17 protein-coding genes are annotated in these 18,914 nt (G+C 57.0%); 10 read left to right on the top strand and 7 right to left on the bottom strand.

Going from position 1 to position 18,914, the window contains the following annotated elements; translation table 11 throughout:
* Positions 1-16: 16 nt before the first annotated feature.
* Genes Q0899_RS09525 through ugpC form a run of 3 tightly spaced genes read right to left on the bottom strand, consistent with a single transcriptional unit; the run spans position 17 to position 2,990 of the window.
* Positions 17-898, bottom strand: coding sequence for a carbohydrate ABC transporter permease (locus Q0899_RS09525; RefSeq protein WP_298299269.1), 882 nt, complete (start codon positions 896-898; stop codon positions 17-19).
* Positions 899-910: 12 nt separating this feature from the next.
* Positions 911-1,909, bottom strand: a complete 999-nt coding sequence (locus Q0899_RS09520) for a sugar ABC transporter permease (RefSeq protein WP_298299272.1) — start codon at positions 1,907-1,909, stop codon at positions 911-913.
* 4 nt (positions 1,910-1,913) lie between these two features.
* Positions 1,914-2,990, bottom strand: a complete 1,077-nt coding sequence (gene ugpC / locus Q0899_RS09515; protein WP_298355624.1) for a sn-glycerol-3-phosphate ABC transporter ATP-binding protein UgpC — start codon at positions 2,988-2,990, stop codon at positions 1,914-1,916.
* A 154-nt stretch (positions 2,991-3,144) separates the two neighbouring features.
* Here ugpC and Q0899_RS09510 point away from each other — a divergent pair, with 154 nt between their 5' ends.
* The 3 genes from Q0899_RS09510 (at position 3,145) to manD (ending at position 6,619) form a co-directional block, all read left to right on the top strand.
* Positions 3,145-3,837: a GntR family transcriptional regulator gene (locus Q0899_RS09510; RefSeq protein WP_298355627.1), complete on the top strand. Its 693-nt coding sequence runs from the start codon at positions 3,145-3,147 to the stop codon at positions 3,835-3,837.
* Between the two features lie 135 nt (positions 3,838-3,972).
* A complete protein-coding gene (locus Q0899_RS09505; protein ID WP_299192461.1) occupies positions 3,973-5,271 on the top strand; it encodes an MATE family efflux transporter in 1,299 nt (432 codons plus the stop codon).
* Positions 5,272-5,392: 121 nt separating this feature from the next.
* Positions 5,393-6,619 (top strand): D-mannonate dehydratase ManD, encoded by a 1,227-nt coding sequence (manD, locus tag Q0899_RS09500; protein WP_298355633.1) that lies wholly within the window; start codon positions 5,393-5,395, stop codon positions 6,617-6,619.
* A 55-nt stretch (positions 6,620-6,674) separates the two neighbouring features.
* Here manD and Q0899_RS09495 read toward each other — a convergent pair whose 3' ends face one another.
* Together Q0899_RS09495 and Q0899_RS09490 are read right to left on the bottom strand one after the other, a co-directional pair.
* Positions 6,675-9,017 (bottom strand): TRAP transporter fused permease subunit, encoded by a 2,343-nt coding sequence (locus Q0899_RS09495; RefSeq protein WP_298355636.1) that lies wholly within the window; start codon positions 9,015-9,017, stop codon positions 6,675-6,677.
* Between the two features lie 59 nt (positions 9,018-9,076).
* Positions 9,077-10,120 carry a TAXI family TRAP transporter solute-binding subunit gene (locus Q0899_RS09490; protein WP_298355639.1) on the bottom strand — a complete coding sequence of 348 codons (1,044 nt, stop codon included), beginning with the start codon at positions 10,118-10,120 and terminating at the stop codon, positions 9,077-9,079.
* A 133-nt stretch (positions 10,121-10,253) separates the two neighbouring features.
* Here Q0899_RS09490 and Q0899_RS09485 point away from each other — a divergent pair, with 133 nt between their 5' ends.
* Together Q0899_RS09485 and Q0899_RS09480 are read left to right on the top strand one after the other, a co-directional pair.
* Positions 10,254-10,931, top strand: coding sequence for a glutathione S-transferase family protein (locus tag Q0899_RS09485; protein WP_299192458.1), 678 nt, complete (start codon positions 10,254-10,256; stop codon positions 10,929-10,931).
* A 21-nt stretch (positions 10,932-10,952) separates the two neighbouring features.
* A complete protein-coding gene (locus Q0899_RS09480; RefSeq protein WP_299192456.1) occupies positions 10,953-12,572 on the top strand; it encodes an alkaline phosphatase family protein in 1,620 nt (539 codons plus the stop codon).
* Here the strand turns inward: Q0899_RS09480 and Q0899_RS09475 are convergent.
* The gene (locus Q0899_RS09475) at positions 12,569-14,143 is read right to left on the bottom strand and encodes a bifunctional 3-(3-hydroxy-phenyl)propionate/3-hydroxycinnamic acid hydroxylase (protein WP_299192454.1); all 1,575 of its coding nucleotides are present in this window, start codon (positions 14,141-14,143) and stop codon (positions 12,569-12,571) included. The genes Q0899_RS09480 and Q0899_RS09475 overlap by 4 nt on opposite strands.
* A 57-nt stretch (positions 14,144-14,200) precedes the next feature.
* A complete protein-coding gene (locus Q0899_RS09470; RefSeq protein WP_298299302.1) occupies positions 14,201-14,533 on the bottom strand; it encodes a YciI family protein in 333 nt (110 codons plus the stop codon).
* Between the two features lie 192 nt (positions 14,534-14,725).
* Between Q0899_RS09470 and Q0899_RS09465 the strand changes: the two genes are divergently transcribed.
* Genes Q0899_RS09465 through Q0899_RS09445 form a run of 5 tightly spaced genes read left to right on the top strand, consistent with a single transcriptional unit; the run spans position 14,726 to position 18,911 of the window.
* Positions 14,726-15,370 carry a malonic semialdehyde reductase gene (locus Q0899_RS09465; protein WP_299195341.1) on the top strand — a complete coding sequence of 215 codons (645 nt, stop codon included), beginning with the start codon at positions 14,726-14,728 and terminating at the stop codon, positions 15,368-15,370.
* Positions 15,371-15,381: 11 nt separating this feature from the next.
* Positions 15,382-15,840: an OsmC family protein gene (locus tag Q0899_RS09460; protein WP_298355656.1), complete on the top strand. Its 459-nt coding sequence runs from the start codon at positions 15,382-15,384 to the stop codon at positions 15,838-15,840.
* A 22-nt stretch (positions 15,841-15,862) separates the two neighbouring features.
* Positions 15,863-16,954: a C4-dicarboxylate TRAP transporter substrate-binding protein gene (locus Q0899_RS09455; RefSeq protein WP_298299311.1), complete on the top strand. Its 1,092-nt coding sequence runs from the start codon at positions 15,863-15,865 to the stop codon at positions 16,952-16,954.
* 25 nt (positions 16,955-16,979) lie between these two features.
* Positions 16,980-17,597, top strand: coding sequence for a TRAP transporter small permease subunit (locus Q0899_RS09450; RefSeq protein ID WP_299192452.1), 618 nt, complete (start codon positions 16,980-16,982; stop codon positions 17,595-17,597).
* A 3-nt stretch (positions 17,598-17,600) separates the two neighbouring features.
* Entirely contained in the window at positions 17,601-18,911 is a 1,311-nt protein-coding gene (locus Q0899_RS09445) for a TRAP transporter large permease (RefSeq protein WP_298299318.1), read from the top strand.
* Positions 18,912-18,914 lie beyond the last annotated feature (3 nt).

The raw sequence follows: 18,914 nt of genomic DNA, 5'->3' as shown, positions 1-18,914 counted from the left end.
CCTCCCATTTGCGTTTTCATTCTTTGACACCCCCAAGAAGGATGCCTTTCTCAAAGTACTTTTGGATAAACGGGTAAACGATCAGCACGGGTATGATCGAACAGACGATAATTGCCGCCGTCACCGTCTCTGCGCTGAAGGCCGCGTCGGTTTGAACAATCGCGAATTCATCGTCATCGCTGAGCTTCGCAATTGTGTGCCTCAGGAAAACCTGAAGCGGAATTTTCTCTTCGCTTTGCAGCAGAACCATCGCCCAAAAGAAGCCATTCCAGCGTGACACGATGCAGAACAGCGTAATCGTGGCGATGGCAGGTTTGGAAAGGGGCACAAAAACCCGCCAAAGCACCTGAAAATCGTTCGCTCCATCCATCCTGGCGGCTTCCTCGAAGCTTTGCGGGATCGCCTCGAAGAAGTTGCGCAACAAGATGATATTGAAGGCATTGACCGCGAAGGCGAGGATGATGCCGAACATGCTGTCGAGCAGGCTCAGGTCGCGCATGTTCAGGTAGAATGGGATCAACCCAGCGTTGAACCACATTGTGAAGGCGATGAAGAGGTTAAAGAACCGGCGCCCTTTCAGTTGCCGCCGTGACAGGGCATAGGCACCGGGGATAATGAACGCGAGCGACATGATCGTGCCGCCAATGGTGTAGATGAAGGTGTTGCGGTAGCTCATCCAGAACTTGGGATCGGTGATGATGTACCCGTAGGCTTCGAGCGTGGCATCAATGGGTGTCAGCACCACCTTGCCCGCTTGCGCGGCAAAGCCAGAACTAAAGGATACCGCCGCGATATAAATGAACGGGTAAAGCGTGGCTGCTGTGAACATTCCGATCAGGACGGCCACCACGATGGCGAAGATCTTGTCGCCGTTTGAATAGAGGTTCCAATTCACCATGTACCTGACCTCCTACCAGAGCGACGTGCGCGAGAAGCGACGCGACAGAGTGTTGGCGGTCATCACAAGGACGAAGGCGACCACGGCGTTAAAGAGACCCGCGGCCGCGGCAAGGTCGTACTGGCCGGACTGAAGCCCCTGGCGATAGACCCAGGTGTTGACCACATCTGCCGTCTCATAAGTGGCCGGTTGGTAGAGCAGGATCACCAGCTCGAAGGACACTTCCATCACGTTGCCAATGCGGATGATCAACATGATCAGGATCGTCGGCAGGATAGATGGGATCGTGATTTTCCACATCATTTGCCAACGGTTTGCCCCATCCACGACCGCGCTTTCATAGAGCGACGGGTTCACGCCAGCGATGGCTGCGAGAAACACGATGGACCCAAAGCCCGCCTCTTGCCAGATCCCGGTGCCAACAAAGATCGGGCGGAACCATTCAGGCTGGGTCAGGAAGTAGATGGAGTCGAACCCCAACCATTCCAGGACCGTATTGATTACACCGACAGTCGGAGAGAAGGCGGTAATCACGATACCCGCGATGATTACCGATGAGATGAAGTGCGGCAGGTAGACGATCGTCTGGGCCGTGCGTTTGTAGGTCGCGTGCAGGATTTCGTTGAACATCAGCGCCAAAATGATTGGTGCCGGGAAGCCGAACAGCAGGTTGTAGAAACTGATTGTGACGGTGTTCTTGACCGCCCGGATGAATTGATCGTTCGAGAAGAGCGTCTGGAAATGCTCCCAGCCCACCCAAGGGCTGGCCGCGACACCGCGGAAAATCGAGTAGTCCTTGAAGGCGATCTGAAGCCCGTACATTGGCTTGTAGAGAAAGACGATGAACCAGATGATCGTCGGCAACAGCATCGCGTAAATTTGCCATTCCCGTCGGAAGTGATCGAACAACCGAACAAACGTACCGTCCCGAGCGAGGCGCTCTGCCTCCCTCGATTGAACGGTGCTCTTTTGTGCAGATAACTCCGAGGCGTTGACGTTTTCGTCGGCCATCGTTCTAGTCCTTCAGGCTCAGAGCATGGCCGGTCTCCGCGTCGAAGACTTTCACCAAATGTGCGGGAACGTGGACCTCTTCAACCCCGGAGAGATGTGCGATGTCGCCGTTCGTATCCGCCTTGAAAACCATGTCGTCTTCGCCGTAGCGGGCATGGAGCAGGGCCTCCGACCCGAGCGGTTCGACAAGGTCCAGCGCTATCGGCAAGGCCGAGGTTTCCTTGCCCGAGCGCAGGCTGACATGTTCAGGCCGAATGCCCACAATCACGTCACGACCTGCATGGCTTGCCACAGCGCCGTCTAGTTTGATTTCAGTCTTACCGATCTGCGCACCTGTTTCGGTCAAAGTGCCCTTGATCTGGTTCATGGGCGGCGAGCCAAGAAACCCTGCAACGAAGGTGTTGGCGGGGTTGTTGAACAGCTCCATCGGCGTGCCGACTTGTTCAATACGGCCGTCATTCATAACAACAATCCGGTCGGCCAGCGTCATTGCTTCGACCTGGTCATGGGTCACGTAGATCGACGTCACCCCGAGCCGGTTGTGCAACCGCTTGATCTCGGCACGCATCTGTGTGCGCAATTTGGCGTCAAGGTTAGACAGCGGCTCGTCAAACAGAAAGACCTTGGGGTGGCGGACGATGGCGCGGCCCATGGCGACACGCTGGCGTTGACCTCCCGACAGATCAGCGGGGCGGCGGTCGAGATAGGGCGTAAGTCCGAGGATCTCGGCTACATCGGTGATTGTCGTCTTGATCTGGTCCTTCGGCATTTTCCGAATGCGGAGCCCGAACGCCATGTTGTCTGCGACATTCAGATGCGGATAAAGCGCGTAGTTCTGAAACACCATCGCCACGTCTCGGTCTTTGGGAGCGATGCGGTTCATGCGGCGGCCATGGATCGCAAGCTCGCCGCTCGTGATCTCCTCAAGGCCTGCAATCATCCGAAGCGTCGTCGACTTGCCGCAACCAGAGGGGCCGACCAGCACAACGAATTCCTTTTCCGCCACAAGCAGGTCTATTCCATGAACGACCTGAACTGCACCGTAAGCCTTTACGATCTTGTCCAAACTGACGCCAGTCATGGCCCCTCCCACTCGTTTCGGACTCGGTTGCCCTTCGACAGCGAATCGACTCACGAAACTGGTATACTAGTAATAAATATTTCGAACTAGTCTGGCATACTAGTTTTTTCTGCATTAGTTTCTGCGATGGATGCGCTCGCAGGGAGAGCAGGCAATGGCAGAAGCTAAAATTATCAGTGAGCGTCGTACCAGCGTTGACGACGTCTTTGACTATTTGCAAAGACAGATTGCGACGCTGAAACTGAAGCCCGGGGATCGCATCTCGGAGGCGGAAATAGCGGCGCAGTTTGGCATATCACGTCAACCCGTTCGCGATGCCTTTAGCCGTTTGGCGAACCAGGATTTGCTTTTGATCAGGCCCCAGCGGGCCACCGAGGTCAGACGGTTTTCGTCGCGCGCCATCGAGAAGGCGCGCTTCATTCGCGCAGCGATCGAGAAGGAAGTTCTGATCCGGGCGGCCACCTATTGCGATGCCGAAGGCGCCGACCAACTGAGGAAGCAACTATCTGATCAACAGCTTGCCGTGGCTCAAAGCGATCATGAAGCTTTTGGACGGCTCGACTACGAGTTCCACAAGACCCTCTGTCAGATCGCGAGAGCAGATTACGCCTTCGACGTTATTCTCGAGGAAAAGGCGAAAATCGACCGGCTTTGCATGTTGGGGCATGACAAAGAGCAGCGGTTGCCTGTTTTGCTTGCCGACCATCGGGCTGTGGCGGAAGCCGTGATCACCTGTGATCCGACCGTCGCAGTCGAAGCTGGGATGATCCACTTGTCTCGACTGGATGAGACCTTGGAGCGGATCAAAGCGTCCAATGCAAACTACTTTGAACAGACGAGTCCCTAGTCGGATCATGGCGTTCCTGAATGGGTGCGCGCGTTCGGCTGATCAGCCATGACCATGCCCGCGGCGGTTCAGCCTGCAAATGATCAACCGGGCCATCAACTTGGTGCAAGGGCTGTCTTTTCCCTTGCATGGCCTATGACCCTGAAGGCGCTTTTTCTTCACGGGACTGTTGTTATTGATGGGTTGTTGGTCTCGCCTTTGGGGGAAGGGGCCCTGGCGGCGATGGGGCTTGCAGCCGCATTGGGCGGCATGGTTCTTGGCGTTATCTTCGCCTTTTCTCACGCGATGCAAATTCGGACCGCGCAGGCCTTTGGCAGCGGCGACCAGATTTTCCTGAAATCCGTTCTGGCGTCGGGGCTGCTGATCATCGCAAGCATCGGGGTTTTGGGCGTCATCCTTGTCAACATTGCGGCGGAGCCGCTATTGGCGCGGCTTGCTCCAAGTCCGGAAGTGGCAGGCCAGGCCCGAATTTATCTGACGATCTTTTCCATTGTCATTCTTGGGGAAGCCGTCGGCCAGTCCATCGCCAGTTATTTCAATGGCTGTGGCCAGTCGAAACTTCCGCTTTATGGCTATCTTCTGTCGGTGCCTGTCAACGTTGTGGCATCACTTGGCTTGATCCACGGGCTTTGGGGTTTGCCCGCGATGGGCGTCGCAGGAGCCGCGATTGGCAGCGCGCTTGCGATCACGGTACAGGCGGGGCTTTGGAGCTATCTTTTGTTGAAAAGGCATGGCGCATTGCGAAGGGTTGTCGGTTGGCAAAAAGGGGCGTTCGGGCCGACGATCCGCCGGCACCTGGTGTTCTCCCTCCCGATCGCCGCGACGTTCGTGAGTGCCACGATGGCGACCCATGTCTGCTCGCTGATCTACGCAAATATGTCGTTGAATGCGTTCGCGGCGATGACCCTGATCGCACCCTGGAACCTTCTTGCGGGACAGGTCTCGATGCAATGGACCCAGGCCACCGGCATTCTTGTGGCACAACTGCTCGGGCAACGCGCGGCTGGGGATGTGCTGGACCGGTTCTTGTCCAAAGCCTGGATCGGGGCGTTTATCGCTGCGACATTGGTCGCGGTATTGTTCTTGATCATGTGCGTCTCGCTGGACTGGATCTATCCCGATTTGGAGCCAGAAACTCGGGCCATCCTGTTTGGCTTTTTGCCCATCCTGATGGTCATACAATTTCCGCGCGCAACCAATGCCATCTGCGGCAACACCCTGCGGGCGGCGGGCGACACCGTCTATGTGATGCATATTTTCGTGTGGAGCCAGTGGGCCTTTCGCGTTCCCGCAACCGTCCTTTTTGTTCTGTATTTCGATCTGTCAGCGTTTTGGGTTCTCTCCCTCTTCCTTTGGGAAGAGGTTCTCAAGTTTCCGGCGTTTCACCGTCGCGTGTGGCGGGGCGACTGGAAGCTGAGGGATGTGGCGGGATGACATATTGTTGTCCCGACCCCAGAGACCTCGGCCTGTGTCACTGCCTCTGGGCGGCGTCAGTGAGCGGATGTCGCGCCTGCCAGAACCGCAAAACCAAACCGTACGTGATGGAGTCAATGCAATGAAAATTACCGATGCGAAAGTCTTTGTTGGTGGGCCCGGCAAGAACTACGTGACCCTCAAAATCATGACTGATCAAGGGGTCTATGGCCTCGGCGATGCGACGCTGAACAATCGTGAGACGCTCCCGGCCGCCTACTTGCACGACTACCTGATCCCCAACCTCATCGGTATGGACCCACGACGGAGCGAGGATATCTGGCAATTCTTCTATCGCGGCGCTTATTTTCGGCGGGGCCCGATTGCTATGGCGGCCTTCGGGGCCATCGACATGGCGCTTTGGGATATCAAGGGCAAGCTGGCCGGGATGCCGGTCTATGACCTATTGGGCGGCAAAAGTCGCGACGGCGCTCTGGTCTACGCCCATGCAACAGGCGTGGATCTTGAGGGCCTCTTTGACAGCGTCGCTGCCTATGTCGAACAGGGCTACAAGGCTGTCCGCCTGCAATGCGGAATTCCTGGCATGCCGACAGCAAGCTATGCCGTACCCGAAGGCAAATTCGCCGGGGGAGACTTCATCACCGATTTCAGCGGCATAATCCCAAAGACTGAAATCTGGGACACTGATCGATATCTGCGGTTCATGCCCGAGGCGCTGTCAAAGATACGCGAAAGGTTTGGGCCGGAGCTGAAGCTTCTGCATGATGTCCACCATCGACTGACCCCGCGTGAGGCTGCCGCATTCGCGAAAGAAGTCGAACCCGTAAGACTTTTTTGGTTGGAAGACCCGACGCCAGCCGAGGATCAGGCCGCCTTGCGGCTCCTGCGGCAGCATTCGACAACCCCGATTGCGATTGGCGAAGTGTTCAATTCAGTTTGGGAATGTAACAAATTGATTGAAGAAGAGCTGATCGATTTCATCCGGGTTGCCGTCACCTATGCGGGAGGCATCACCCATGCTCGGCGGATCGTCGATCTCGCGGGGCTGCACAATGTCCGAACCGGCTTTCACGGCGCGCCGAGCCACTCGCCGATTTCCATGGCCGCGCAAGCGCATTTGAATGCGTGGGCACCGAATTTCGGCATTCAGGAATACTTGGTGCTGGGAACGCCGGAATGCGATGCGTTGTTCCCCTCAGACCACTTCCTGAAAGAGGGGCAGTTTTTTGTCAGCGACGCGCCCGGTCTGGGCATAGATTTTGATGAGGGCGAGGCCAAGCGGTACAGCTACAAACCGGGGAGCCATCCGGTTGTGCGCCTGGAGGACGGCACGCTTTGGAACTACTGAACGGGGCAGCCCGGTGGATCGCATTTGCAACAATGCCCGGCCCTTCAAGCGGCGTTTAAGACACGACCTTATGTTGGCTGCGCATCGCATGAACCGCTAACAAGGCCAAACTGGCAAGCAATGCCGAAATCCAAATGAGCTCGGGTTTGGCCAGCAGCAGGGCCGCCAATGCCAGCCGGACGGCGATTTCCCAATATGCCAAGGGCGCGCGGTCAAACGCGGCCAAGGCGGACGAAATCAGGTACAACGCCACAGCGAGCCTGCCCAGCAAACCGGCCAAAGCGGCAAGATGGACACGTCCGTCGTAGCCCGCAAGATACGCTCCCGTAGGTGATTGCGGATCAATCACAGCATCCTGAATGAGCAAAAGCTCGGGATAGAAGGCGAAGATGAAAGGCACGACGAACATAACGATCCCAGATTTTACCGCAGAGAAGCCCGTTGCCATCGGTTCTGACTTGGTGATTGAGGCAGCAGCGAATGCTGCAAGTGCTACGGGCGGTGTTATGGCGCTGGCCACGGCAAAGTAGAAAATGAACATATGCGCTGTGAACAGCGAAAGCCCCAATCCTGCAAGAACGGGGCTCATGAGCAGCGCCGCGTTGATATAGGCCGGGACCGCCGGCATCCCCATGCCGAGAAGCACAGCCAGGATCATCGTCAGCAAGAGTGCCGCGAATTGCGAGACATAGGATCCACCGCCGCCAAGATTTAGACTGTTGAGCCAGGACAACACGTCCAGTGACAAGAAGACCGGCAACCCTGTGAACGACAGGCAAAAATCGATGATCGAGACCGCGAGGAACATCAGGTAAAGCGTCGAAATCAGCACCCCGGCCTGCGACAGCGCGTCTATGATTTTGCTCGGTGTCGCGCGGATTTGCGGGTCCAGAAACAGAAGCACCAACAGAAACATGACGGCCCACCAACCTGCCGCACCCGCAGAGCCCGAAGCGTTCTGCACGGTTTGCAGCACCCAGCTTAGGCTTTGAACCGAACATGCCCCGTTGGCGAAGTCACGCTCAGCACCCAAGATAGCGCCGAACATGCCGCAGCCGACCGCGTCCTTAGGGATCAAAAGCAGGGTCAGGATCAATAGGATTGGGCCGAAGACCATGCACAAGTTTAGGTAGTCCTGGCGGTCGAGTATCATGTCATCGGTTATTTCGCCGATGGCCGTGATGCTTTGCTTGCGGGATTGAAAGGCCGCCGACAGGAACAGGCAGAAGAAATAGGCAAGTGCCGGAATAATGGCCGCAATGATCACGCTGGAATAGGGGACGGATGTCAGCGAAGCCAAAACGAAGGCTGCTACTCCCATAACCGGTGGCATGATAGATCCGCCCGAAGATGCCGCCGCCTCGACCCCTCCGGCGAATACTTTCGAAAATCCGCGCTTCACCATCATCGGGATGGTCAAAACTCCTGTAGACAAGACATTCACAATAGGCCCGCCGGAAATCGTGCCAAACATGGCCGAGGACACAATTGCAGCATGGGCAGGCCCGCCGCGCAGGTTGCGCGTCCAGCGGAAAGCCAATTTGATAAGAGAACGCCCCCCGGCAGAGCTCCCGAACAGGGCTCCAAGAACCAGGTAGGGAAAGATCGTGTTCAGTACGATATCCATGAACCGGCCCAGAAATCCGGAAGAATTGTTCACCAGCACATCGTGAACACGAGGGCGGCCATCGGAAAGCATGCGCGGCTCACCGGCGAGTTTGGTAACGAGGTATTTGTTGATGTCGTCGGCACCGTAGAAATACCAAACCAACACGGTGAGGATCGTGTAGCTCGCCACGAGGATTGCAACGAGAACAAGAGGCAATCCCCACACCTTTATGTTGTAGGAAAGGAAAACCACGACGGCGAGCCCGACAATCAGCACAAGCCAGCCTCCTGTGGTGTTGACGCATTGAGGGTCTTCGACGGTCTTGGGAGCTGGAAGCCCGAGGCTTTCGTTGAACGCTGCTGCCGCCTCAAGGCTTTGAGCGATCAGGCGGGCCCGGTCTCCGTTCAATTGGTCGATCAGGCAGACGGATTCGATCTCGATGAGGTAGGTCAAAGAAATCGTGGCCGCCATGACAATCAGTGCGACATCAAGCGCGAAACCAAAGGCGCGCAATGATGCGGACCTGTCTCGCCAATCGCGCCAGATGGAGTGTTTGAGCACCACCACGCTCATCATCAGGGCGAAGACCAGTGGATAGAACCACTCGGTCGGGAACTTGCGCAGACGCGCCCAGTCTTGCCCCAAAAGGGTGGCCGCTAGATCGTCGTAGCCTGGAATGCCTGGTGTTGAATTCGCAAGCCCAATGACAACCAACAATAGCGACAAAGCATACAGCAGCCGGGTCCCCCTTCCGCCGCGATCGTTTTGATCAGTCGCCGTATCGGACATTATGAATGCCAAATATAGGCGAGCGAACGGGAACCTCTTCTGGCCTGCATGTCAGGTGCTTATTTTGCGCAATCGGGAAGGGTGTATCCAGCGTCTTCCCAGGCCGCGACCGCGCCCGGATGATACTTCATCGGATTGTTGCCGCACATATCTGTCAATGCGATGTCGGTCTCCCCGTGCCAGGCTGATGGCATGAAGGACGATTTGGCATGATAGATGGTTTCGATACTTTCGATGAACGCCGCTGTGAGAGCTTTGGCCGTGTCAAAGTCCATATCCACATTCACGATGTCACCACCAACGGTGCCCGGGCCTCGAAAGGTGTCATCTTCAGACACGACCGTGACATTTTCACCGTAACCCATGTCAGCCACCGGCATTGTGAAGGCGACGGTACCGGGCAGGTTGGTTACTTTCCCGAAAGCCTCGCTGTCGAACTTGTCCTTTGGCATTGAAAAAACGGTCATGTTGCCCGAAGCCAAAGCGGCCGTTACCCGGCTGTCAGGGAAGGCTTGCGGCAGGACAAAAGCGTCGGCAGAGCCGTCCTGAATGGTCTTAACCGCCTGACCCCAGTTCACTTGCACACCGGAGTAGCCGCTGCCTTCCTCAAGGCCCGTGACGGTCTTTATCAAAAGACGCGCATTGGTCAGAGCAGCCCCCCGAGGTGGGCCATTGTAGATCGTCTTCCCTTCAAGCCCGTCCCAGCCGCTGATACCGGCGCTGTCATAGGCGTACAGGCCCTGCACAGAGATACGGTATGTGTACAGCACGGCAAGATTTTTGGCCAAATCGCCACCTGCCTCAGCGCCAAGACCTGCATATGGACCCACGCCGCGCGACATCAGGAACGGGAGAATGAATGGGGCAGCCGCAATGTCCGACTTGCCTTCGGCAACATTCTGAACGGAGTTTGTCAGCGTCTGGCCGGCGGAAACCTGGATATCTGCGATTCCTGCTTTCGCGGCGGCTTCCGACAAAGAAATGATCGATATACCGGGCGTTGTGTTTGGTGCGGCGGTCTCCGCCGTCAGAATCCCTTGTGCAAACGCGCTAGTTCCCAAACACGCCGCAGCTGTGAGCGCTGCAAGTACCGTACGTGACATCAATATTCCTCCCAGATGATGCTATTTTTTGGCCGTGACAGGTTCTCTCTGACCTGTTTAGTATCTCCCTTGCGGCCAAAATATCGATTTTTTGGCTGTGATGCCATTAGTAGCCAGATCGGGAAGCCGTGCAATGCCAGAGTTGAAGCTTTTTGTTGCCCCCAATACCTGTGCGCGGGTGCCAACAATCGCCTTGGAAGAGATTGGGGCGCCTTTTGAGACCTCGCTAATCCGAACAGCCGCAAACCAGCAAAACTCTGCTGAGTTTCTCAAGGTCAATCCAAAAGGCAAGGTGCCGACGCTGCTCATTGATGGTGCGCCGCTGACCGAAAATGTTGCGATCCTCAGTTGGCTTGCTGGACAATTCCCGGAGGCCAAACTGCTGCCAGAAGTTTCAGATCCTTTGGAAAAGGTAATGCAGACAGCCGATCTGGCGTTCTTTGCCGGGACGGTTCACCCTGTAGTCACGCGGATCGCGATGCCGATGAAAATGATCCCGGATGCTCCGCTGTCCTTCGAAATCGTGCGGCCAAAGGCCGTCGAGGAGATGCGCAAGATCATGAAAATGATCAATGCACGGCTTGAGGATGGGCCATGGTGGTATGGCGATCATTGGTCCGTGGTGGATGGATATCTCTTTTGGGTCTGGGGCCGCATCACCGGAGTTGGCTTTGATGTCGAGGCCTTTCCGAACATTCAACGTCATCACGCAATGATGGAACTCCGTCCGGCCGTTCAGCGTGCAATGGCGCGTGAGGCGGAGAATATCGAGATTTTGAAACGCGAAGACCTCTACATGGCGCCCCGCTAAGGCCACGGCAGGAAAGACAAGATGAACGTACTTTGGATCATGGCGGATCAGCTTCGGTGGGACTACCTGAGCTGTTACGGAGCGAACCATATCGACACCCCCAACATCGATGCACTGGCAGCCAAAGGGGTGCGCTTTGATCGGGCCTATGTGCAATCGCCGATCTGTGGCCCCAGCCGGATGAGCTTTTATACCGGGCGTTATGTTCGCAGCCACGGGGCGACCTGGAACGGATTTCCCCTGCGTGTGGGTGAGCCCACTCTTGGTGACCATCTGCGGGAAATTGGCGTCACAAGCCATTTGGTCGGAAAAACCCACATGCGCCCCGATATAGACGGAATGAAGCGGCTTGGTATTGAACCGGAAAGCACGATTGGCGCTCTTGTAAGCGAATGCGGATTTGAGGTTTTTGTCCGCGATGACGGGACAAATGCGGCCAATGACAAGAACCGCCACGCCGAAGATTACGAGCAATATTTGCGCGATCACGGGATGGGCGGCGATACACCGTGGGAGGAATGGGCGAATACCGCGATTGGCGCGGATGGCGAGAAGAAATCAGGCTGGCTGCTTGAGACTGCGCCGCTGGCCGCGCGCGTTCCGAAGGAACATTCGGAAACAGCCTGGCTCACGACACGCGGGATCGAGTTCATCGAAAGTCGGGGAGATGCGCCATGGCTCTGCCATCTCAGCTATATTAAGCCGCATTGGCCCTACCTTGCGCCCGCGCCATATAACGACATGTATGCCGCGGATGATGTGCCCCCGGTGAACCGCCGCGAAGGCGAACACGAACACCCTTTGATGCAGGGGTGGGAGAAGACCAGAATCTGCCAGTCATTCTCACGCGACGAGGTGCGAGACACCGTTGCCCCTGTCTACATGGGGCTAATCAAGGAGCTTGACGACAACATGGGCCGGCTCTTTGCCTATCTGGAAGAGAGCGGCCGGATGGAGGACACAATGGTCGTCTTCTGCTCCGATCACGGTGACAATATGGGCGATCACTGGCTGGGCGAGAAGGACCTGTTTTATGACTGCTCCGCCCGCGTTCCGCTCATCGTCTATGATCCGCGTTCGGCGGCAGACGCGACCCGTGGAACATCGACCGATGCGCTGGTCGAAGGGATTGATCTCGCCCCGACCTTCCAGGATTTGATGGGCGGGCCAGCGAAGCCGCACATATACGAAGGCCGATCTTTGTCGCCGCTGCTCCATGGCGAAGAGGTGACTTGGCGCAGCTATTGCGTTTCGGAATATGACTATTCAACTCGCGATGCACGTAGCGCCGTCAATGTGGATGAAAGCGATGCGCGAATGGTGATGGTGTTCGACGGTCGCTGGAAATACGTGCACGTGGAAACCATGCGCCCCATGCTTTTTGATCTCGAGAATGATCCCGACGAAGTGCAAGATCTTGGTGCAAGTCCTGATCATGCCGATCAGATTAAGCGGCTCAAATCGCTGCATTTCGAGTGGGCGCGCAAGCACCATAACCGTATTACCCGCACCCCGGATGTCATCCAACGGATGTCAGAGGCGCGGGAGCCTCCGGGCATCTACATAGCCTATCTTGACGAGGAAGAGGTTGAAGGCGCAGGTCTCACCATGCCGCCACATCTCAAGGAGCCGCTTCCCTAGGTGAGCCCCAACCGAACGGTGAGCGTATCAAAGCACGCCCGTAGCGTCTCGGGTGTTGCCGCCGTCGCCGCGACGTAGAAATCAGGTCGGATGATTGCGAAGCTGGCGCCCGTCTCGGCGCTCCAGTTGGCATAGGCGCTGTCGAGCGCGATCACGTCATTGGTGGCCGCCGAAGGGCCGACAGACAACACACGCCCACCCAGTTTTGCAAACAGCACCGACTGGTCGGGACGTAGAAGGTTTTCAGTTGGCGTATTTAGCCCCAGGATGAACCATCCTTGGCCAACGGCCTGATCAAACCGGTCTTCACGGGCTTTGAAGCGGACGCGGCCTTGCGGCGACAGCTCGCCCGCGCCCTGCGCATCGTCGCACCAAAGGCCCGCCCCCAGCTTCACCAGATCGCCGGTAATCGGTTCGAAGTTGCGCGCCGCGAGGTCGGCCTTCATTCGCGCGTCCCGCTCTTTCGCCTGTTCGGCATCGGCGATGCAGATGATGTTTCCCAAGTCCTGGCTGAATTGGATGTAGTGTTTGGCGTGCGCAATTCGTTCGCTCTCGTAGCTCTGAAAAACGCCCTGTCCGAGGGGGCCTTTGAGAACCGCGTTCAGCCGCCATCCCAAGGCAACGGCATCGCGAAGCCCCGCACACATGCCTTCACCTGCAAAGGGTGGCATCAGGTGTGCCGCATCGCCTGCAATCATGCAGCGGCCAGAGATCCAATGTTCGCTCCATTTGGCTTGAAACCGGTAGACGGCACTGCGCTCCAGCTCGGAATTTTGCGGCGTCAGCCCCCAAGGCTCCATCAAACGCCAGGCCGTCTCGGGCTTTGCAATATCCTCGCTGTTTTCGTCAGGGAGAACCATGAACTCCCATCGCCGCCGCCCGGGACCGCCCGGCACGATTGTCGTCGGTCGCCTCGGGTCGCAAAGCTGCCATTGCGCGGGAGAGACAACAAAATCCTTGGGCGGGATCATGTCGAGGATCAGCCAGTCGAAGAAATAGCCCTTGTCGACCGTTTTCAGGCCAAGAGCCTCGCGGACAAAGCTGTTTGCGCCATCTGCGCCCACCAGGAACCTGGCGTCATGCTCGCGGCGGGACTGCCCCTTGGCCGTGTCTACCAGCGTCACGCGTGCGGATGTCTCGGATTGGACGAGGTCAACGGCTGTCCAGCCCCGCTCGATGCTGACGGTTGGCAACGCTTGGGCCATGTCCATAAGTCGCGCTTCAAGTTCGGGTTGGTTGAACCAATACGTGACGTGCCAGCCGCAGGGTGCGAGGCTTTCCCAATCCACGATCTGAAGATTTTCGAGGTCGGCGTTTTTCCAGTAGTAAAGCTCTTTGTGGTTTTGGAAGCCGGGGTCGTTGTCCACGTCGATCCCAAGCGTCGCGAGGATGCGGGCAACCTCTGCGTCCATGGTCACCGCACGTGGCCGATCGTAGATTTCCGGCCACTTGTCGTAGACGGTGACCGATGTTCCGGCGCGTCCGAGCAATATTGACAATAGAAGACCGACAGGTCCTGCGCCAATTATGACGACATCGGTGTCGTGGTCAGGTTTGGATTCTGCCGCCATGTCTGATCGGATGATCTCCGCGTTTGGGTGAGAACTTCAGGACAGGTCTGTCGCGTTTCAACTAAATTCGGCGGACTGCCCCGAGAGCGCAACCGAGACGTTTATGCTGCCTTCGTTTACGAGCCATTTTCTTATTTCGAAGGATCGGGCACCGGCGGAATGCATCGGATCGGCCTCAGCAAATGCCCGGGCAGCTGCCATATCGCGTGCACGATAAATCATCATGCCTTGCGCCTGCATTTCTTCCCCGGTCGCATCTGATACGGGACCAGCAAGGAACAGCACGCCCTGCGCTTCTATCTGCTTTTGGTAGGCCAAATGGTCAGGCAGCGTGGCCTTTACAAGATCCATGTCGCGACCCGGCGTACTGTGAACGACAAAGAGTTCCATGGCCAAAGCACCACGAGACTTCGCCTGCGATTTGTATTCTTCCCAAGCTGGCATACAAGATTCCTCCCTCTCTCATTCCGACCCTACTTGCGTTCGGGGACCTAACAACCCATAAAATCGATTTTATTAGACTCTGGTCGAAAATAACGATTATCTGATGCGCAGCGTGAGGGGGGCACCGCTTTGGACAAGATGGTAGAAAACGTACGAAGTGATGCGCAAAATGCGGTCCGTGATCTGCGCAAGCGGCTGACAACTTTGTCGCAGGATCAAATCGACCTCATCTTGACCGGGGCCCGGTCTCATTACGCCTGGACCGACGAACCGGTTCAGGATGATGTACTTCACCAGATTTACGACATTGCCCGCATGGGCCCGACCAGCATGAATAGCTGCCCTGCGCGCTTTGTTTTCGTGCGCTCGCGGGAGGGCAAGGATCGATTGGCAAAGGCGTTGAAGCCTGCGAATGTTCCAAAGGTTATGGGGGCGCCGGTCACGGCCATTATCGCCTACGATCTGGATTTCTGGCAGAAACTGCCGCAGCTGTTTCCGCACGAGGATCGCAGGCCGATGTTCGAGGGTAAGGCCCGCCACATCGAAGATACGGCGTTTCGGAACTCGACCCTGCAAGGCGCGTATTTCATGATAGCAGCTCGCGCTCTGGGGTTAGACGTCGGGGCCATTTCGGGCTTTGCGAATGATGTCGTGGATTCCGAGTTCTTCGCGGGCACGTCGCTCAAATCGAATTTTCTGTGCAATGTCGGATATGCTGACGAAACGGCGCTGTTCCAACGTTTGCCCCGTCTTGAGTTCGATGACTTCTGCGAGATTATCTGAGGGAGCAGGTTATGGGCATCAAGATGAAAACCACCGTCACGCTTTCGGCCAGTGCTGACTGCCCGTCACACTCGCTTTCCGAAGTCTCGGTGCGCGACTTGACGCAGATGATTGATGAACCGAATGAGCGGGGCGGCTCCAACAAGGGGTTCACGCCCACCGACACGGCGCTGTCCGCGCTGATCGGCTGCACAAATGTCATCGGCCATAAATGCGCCAAGAAATTGGGCGTGGATATCGGCCATCTGAAGATTTCGGCGCAGTGCACATTCAATCGTTTGGGTGTGACGCTGGCTGAAGAGATAGACGTACCGTTCGAGGCAATTGAGCTCACGGTTGTCGCAGACGGCCCGGCAACACAGGACGAGTTGGACAGCGTTGCCCAAGAGGTCGCGAAATATTGCCCCCTGTCGAAACTGTTTCGGCAGGCAGGCACCGAAATAAAAGAGGACTGGCGAAAAGCCGGCTAAGCACAAACCTGGGAGGACTAAAATGAAACTGACACGGCGTATCGCTCTGGCGACAGGGCTTGCAATGGGGGTCATGAGCGCACTTGGTAGCGCAGCAGTGGCTCAAGAGACGATCAAGCTGACGGCCATTGACGGCTATCCGGCACGGGCAATGTGGGTTAAGGAATTCACAGGCTTCTTTATTCCACGTGTGAACGAAGAGCTGGCAAAATCCGGCAACTACAAGATCGAGTGGATGGAGGCCTATGGCGGCCAGATCGTAAAGCCACGCGGTGTGCTGGAAGGCATCAAGCTTGGTCTTGGCGATATCGGAATTGTGACGACGATATTCCACAACTCCGCCTTGCCGTCGCAGGGCATCTCCGCGGTGACGCCTTTCGTGGCCGCCGACGCCCGTGTTGTGGCCAAAGCGGTTGACGAGATCGCCAAGGAGTTCCCGCAGATGGGCGCGGAACTCGCCGCCGAAAACCAAGTCTATCTGGCGACAGGGGTTGTTCTGGACACGTACCAGATGTTCTCGAAGACCCCGGTTAACTCGCTATCGGACCTCGAAGGGCTCAAGGTCGCTGGAGCGGGCTACAACCTGCGTTACCTGGAAGGTATCCCCGGTGCCGCGGGTGTGCGCGGCGGTTTGCCGAACTTCTACAATATGCTGCAAACGGGTGTCGTTGATGCCGCAATGCTGTGGCCGGAAGCTGCCAAGACCTTTAAGATTGCCGAGGTCGCGCCCTACATGCTGCGCGCCGATTTGGGGGCCGTGAACTCCAAGACGGTGACGGTGAACGCCGATGTCTGGGCCGGTCTGCCTGACGAGGTAAAGGACGTGCTCCAAGCCGTTGCCATCGAGTATCGCGATCATGTCGCGGGTGTCGCGATGGATCGCGCAGCTGAATCGTTGCAAGCCTACAAGGACGGCGGCGGAACGGTGGTCGAGATGACCGCTGAAGAGCGGCAAGCCTGGGCCGATGCCATGCCGAATATCGCGGTGTCCTGGGCCAAGGAAATCGACAGCGCAGGCGGTCCGGGATCGGCCATGTTGGCGGCCTATATGGACAAGCTGAAAGCAGCCGGGATGACGCCGCTCCGCGACTGGGCGGGCGAGCTGACCAACTGATCGCGTCCCGGAGGTTCATGAGCCGATGATCGCTGCATCGCTGCGCAAGATCAGGTCCTTGGTGGAGGGGGTCGCGGTTGTCGCCAATGTGAGCGGGGCATTTGTCCTGCTGGCACTGGTGGCTGTCATGAACGTGGATGTCATCGCGCGGGGCGTGTTCAACGCCCCGTTTCGCGGCGTGGTCGAGGTGGTGATATTTTCCCTCGTGCTCATCGTTTTCCTGCAACTCCCGGATGTCGTGCGCACCGGGCGACTTACCCGGTCTGATGGGTTCCCGAGTTTGATGCGTGCGCGTGCGCCACAGTTTGGTGAGGCGCTGGAGCGCGCCATTCACGCGATTTCTTGTATTTTTATGGGCATGATCGTCTGGACGGTCTGGCCGGAATTCGTCGAGGCGTTCGAAAGCTGTCATTTCTTCTCACAACCTGAGTTCGGCCCGGCGCCAACAGGTGCAATCTGGACGGATTTCATGGCCGCGCTTGCCCGATGCGATTACTTCGGCACTCCGGGCATACTGACGGTTCCTTGGTGGCCGGCGCGGCTGGCAATCGCGTTTGGCTGCGCGTGGGCCGCAATCCTGTTTTTCTTCAAGGCTGCTCTGGGCGATCCGGAACCTCGCACAGTCGATCAGGGCGAGGTCTGAGCAATGAGCCCTGTCGAAATTGGCATGATCTCTGTCGTCGCCATTGTGACGCTCGTCTATCTGGGCCTTTACATCCCAATTGCCCTGGGCCTCGTCTCATTCGTTTCGATCTGGATCATTTCCGGGAAGTCGATCCTTGCTTTCAATTTCCTCAAAGTGGCCGTCGGTGACGGTGTCACCGAATACGAATTCGCCACGATCCCGCTATTCACACTGATGGGTTTGCTCGTGTCAAAGGCCGGGCTGGGGCGAGATATCTACGAGGTGATGAACTCCGCCTTCCGCCGGGTTTTGGCGGGCATCGGCATGGCTACGGTGGGCGCGAATGCGGTATTTGCCGCGATCACCGGGTCTTCCATCGCGTCAGCCAGTGTCTTCACGAAGATCTCCGTGCCGGAGATGTTGAGCTTTCGCTACAACAAGCGTTTTGCCGTGGGCGTGGTGGCCGGGTCTTCGGTTCTGGGCATGATCATCCCGCCATCGGCTATGCTTATCATCTACGCATTCGTGGCAGAACAATCGGTCGGTCATATGTTCCTTGCGGGCATCATCCCGGGTCTGATCCTCACGGCGGCATATATCGCCGCGATTTTCGCAATGGCACGCCTTTGGCCGTCCTACATCGGGAAAGACATTCGCGCAGATGAGACTGCGGCAATGAGCTGGTCGGAGATGGCCACCAAGGCCTGGCCAATTGTCGCGCTCATCATCATGGTGTTGGGCGGCATATACACTGGCTGGCTCACTCCGGTTGAGGCGGGCGCTGCGGGGGCGTCTCTTGCATTGATCGTCGCGCTTCTGCGTCGGTCGATCAATTGGGAGGGCTTTTGGTCGACGCTGGTTGAGACCGGGCATATCACAGCCGCGATCCTGCTGCTGATCACCATGGCGTCCTTTTACAGTCGCATGCTGGGCTTCGCCGGATTGCCTAACGAGCTGAACCAGGTGCTGAACTCCTGGGAGCTTTCCTTCTTCCAGATTATGCTCATTTACGTGGTGCTGATGCTCGTGCTCGGCACACTCCTTGACACCGCCTCGATCATTTTGATCGTCGTGCCGCTCTTCATTACCTTGATCGAAGGCATGAATCTCAGCCTCATATGGTTTGGGATCGTCACGGTGATTGGTGCCGAGATTGGTTTGCTGACACCGCCGCTTGGTATTTCCTGTTTCGTCATCAAGAGCACGCTGAACCGACCTGATATCAGTCTAAAGGACGTGTTTCTTGGTGCGCTGCCATTTGCCGCGATCATGCTGTGTGTGTTGATCATTCTTATTCGCTTCCCCGTGCTGTCCACGGCACTGCTGAACTAGGAG

This window comes from uncultured Litoreibacter sp. (assembly GCF_947501785.1).
In the GTDB taxonomy this organism is placed as follows: domain Bacteria; phylum Pseudomonadota; class Alphaproteobacteria; order Rhodobacterales; family Rhodobacteraceae; genus Litoreibacter.
This window is presented reverse-complemented; position numbering and strand designations above follow the sequence as displayed.

Coding starts and splice junctions, on each gene's coding strand:
- Q0899_RS09525 (WP_298299269.1), bottom strand. CDS start 898: ATGGTGAATTGGAACCTCTATTCAAACGGCGACAAGATCTTCGCCATC.
- Q0899_RS09520 (WP_298299272.1), bottom strand. CDS start 1,909: ATGGCCGACGAAAACGTCAACGCCTCGGAGTTATCTGCACAAAAGAGC.
- ugpC (WP_298355624.1), bottom strand. CDS start 2,990: ATGACTGGCGTCAGTTTGGACAAGATCGTAAAGGCTTACGGTGCAGTT.
- Q0899_RS09510 (WP_298355627.1), top strand. CDS start 3,145: ATGGCAGAAGCTAAAATTATCAGTGAGCGTCGTACCAGCGTTGACGAC.
- Q0899_RS09505 (WP_299192461.1), top strand. CDS start 3,973: ATGACCCTGAAGGCGCTTTTTCTTCACGGGACTGTTGTTATTGATGGG.
- manD (WP_298355633.1), top strand. CDS start 5,393: ATGAAAATTACCGATGCGAAAGTCTTTGTTGGTGGGCCCGGCAAGAAC.
- Q0899_RS09495 (WP_298355636.1), bottom strand. CDS start 9,017: ATGTCCGATACGGCGACTGATCAAAACGATCGCGGCGGAAGGGGGACC.
- Q0899_RS09490 (WP_298355639.1), bottom strand. CDS start 10,120: ATGTCACGTACGGTACTTGCAGCGCTCACAGCTGCGGCGTGTTTGGGA.
- Q0899_RS09485 (WP_299192458.1), top strand. CDS start 10,254: ATGCCAGAGTTGAAGCTTTTTGTTGCCCCCAATACCTGTGCGCGGGTG.
- Q0899_RS09480 (WP_299192456.1), top strand. CDS start 10,953: ATGAACGTACTTTGGATCATGGCGGATCAGCTTCGGTGGGACTACCTG.
- Q0899_RS09475 (WP_299192454.1), bottom strand. CDS start 14,143: ATGGCGGCAGAATCCAAACCTGACCACGACACCGATGTCGTCATAATT.
- Q0899_RS09470 (WP_298299302.1), bottom strand. CDS start 14,533: ATGGAACTCTTTGTCGTTCACAGTACGCCGGGTCGCGACATGGATCTT.
- Q0899_RS09465 (WP_299195341.1), top strand. CDS start 14,726: ATGGTAGAAAACGTACGAAGTGATGCGCAAAATGCGGTCCGTGATCTG.
- Q0899_RS09460 (WP_298355656.1), top strand. CDS start 15,382: ATGGGCATCAAGATGAAAACCACCGTCACGCTTTCGGCCAGTGCTGAC.
- Q0899_RS09455 (WP_298299311.1), top strand. CDS start 15,863: ATGAAACTGACACGGCGTATCGCTCTGGCGACAGGGCTTGCAATGGGG.
- Q0899_RS09450 (WP_299192452.1), top strand. CDS start 16,980: ATGATCGCTGCATCGCTGCGCAAGATCAGGTCCTTGGTGGAGGGGGTC.
- Q0899_RS09445 (WP_298299318.1), top strand. CDS start 17,601: ATGAGCCCTGTCGAAATTGGCATGATCTCTGTCGTCGCCATTGTGACG.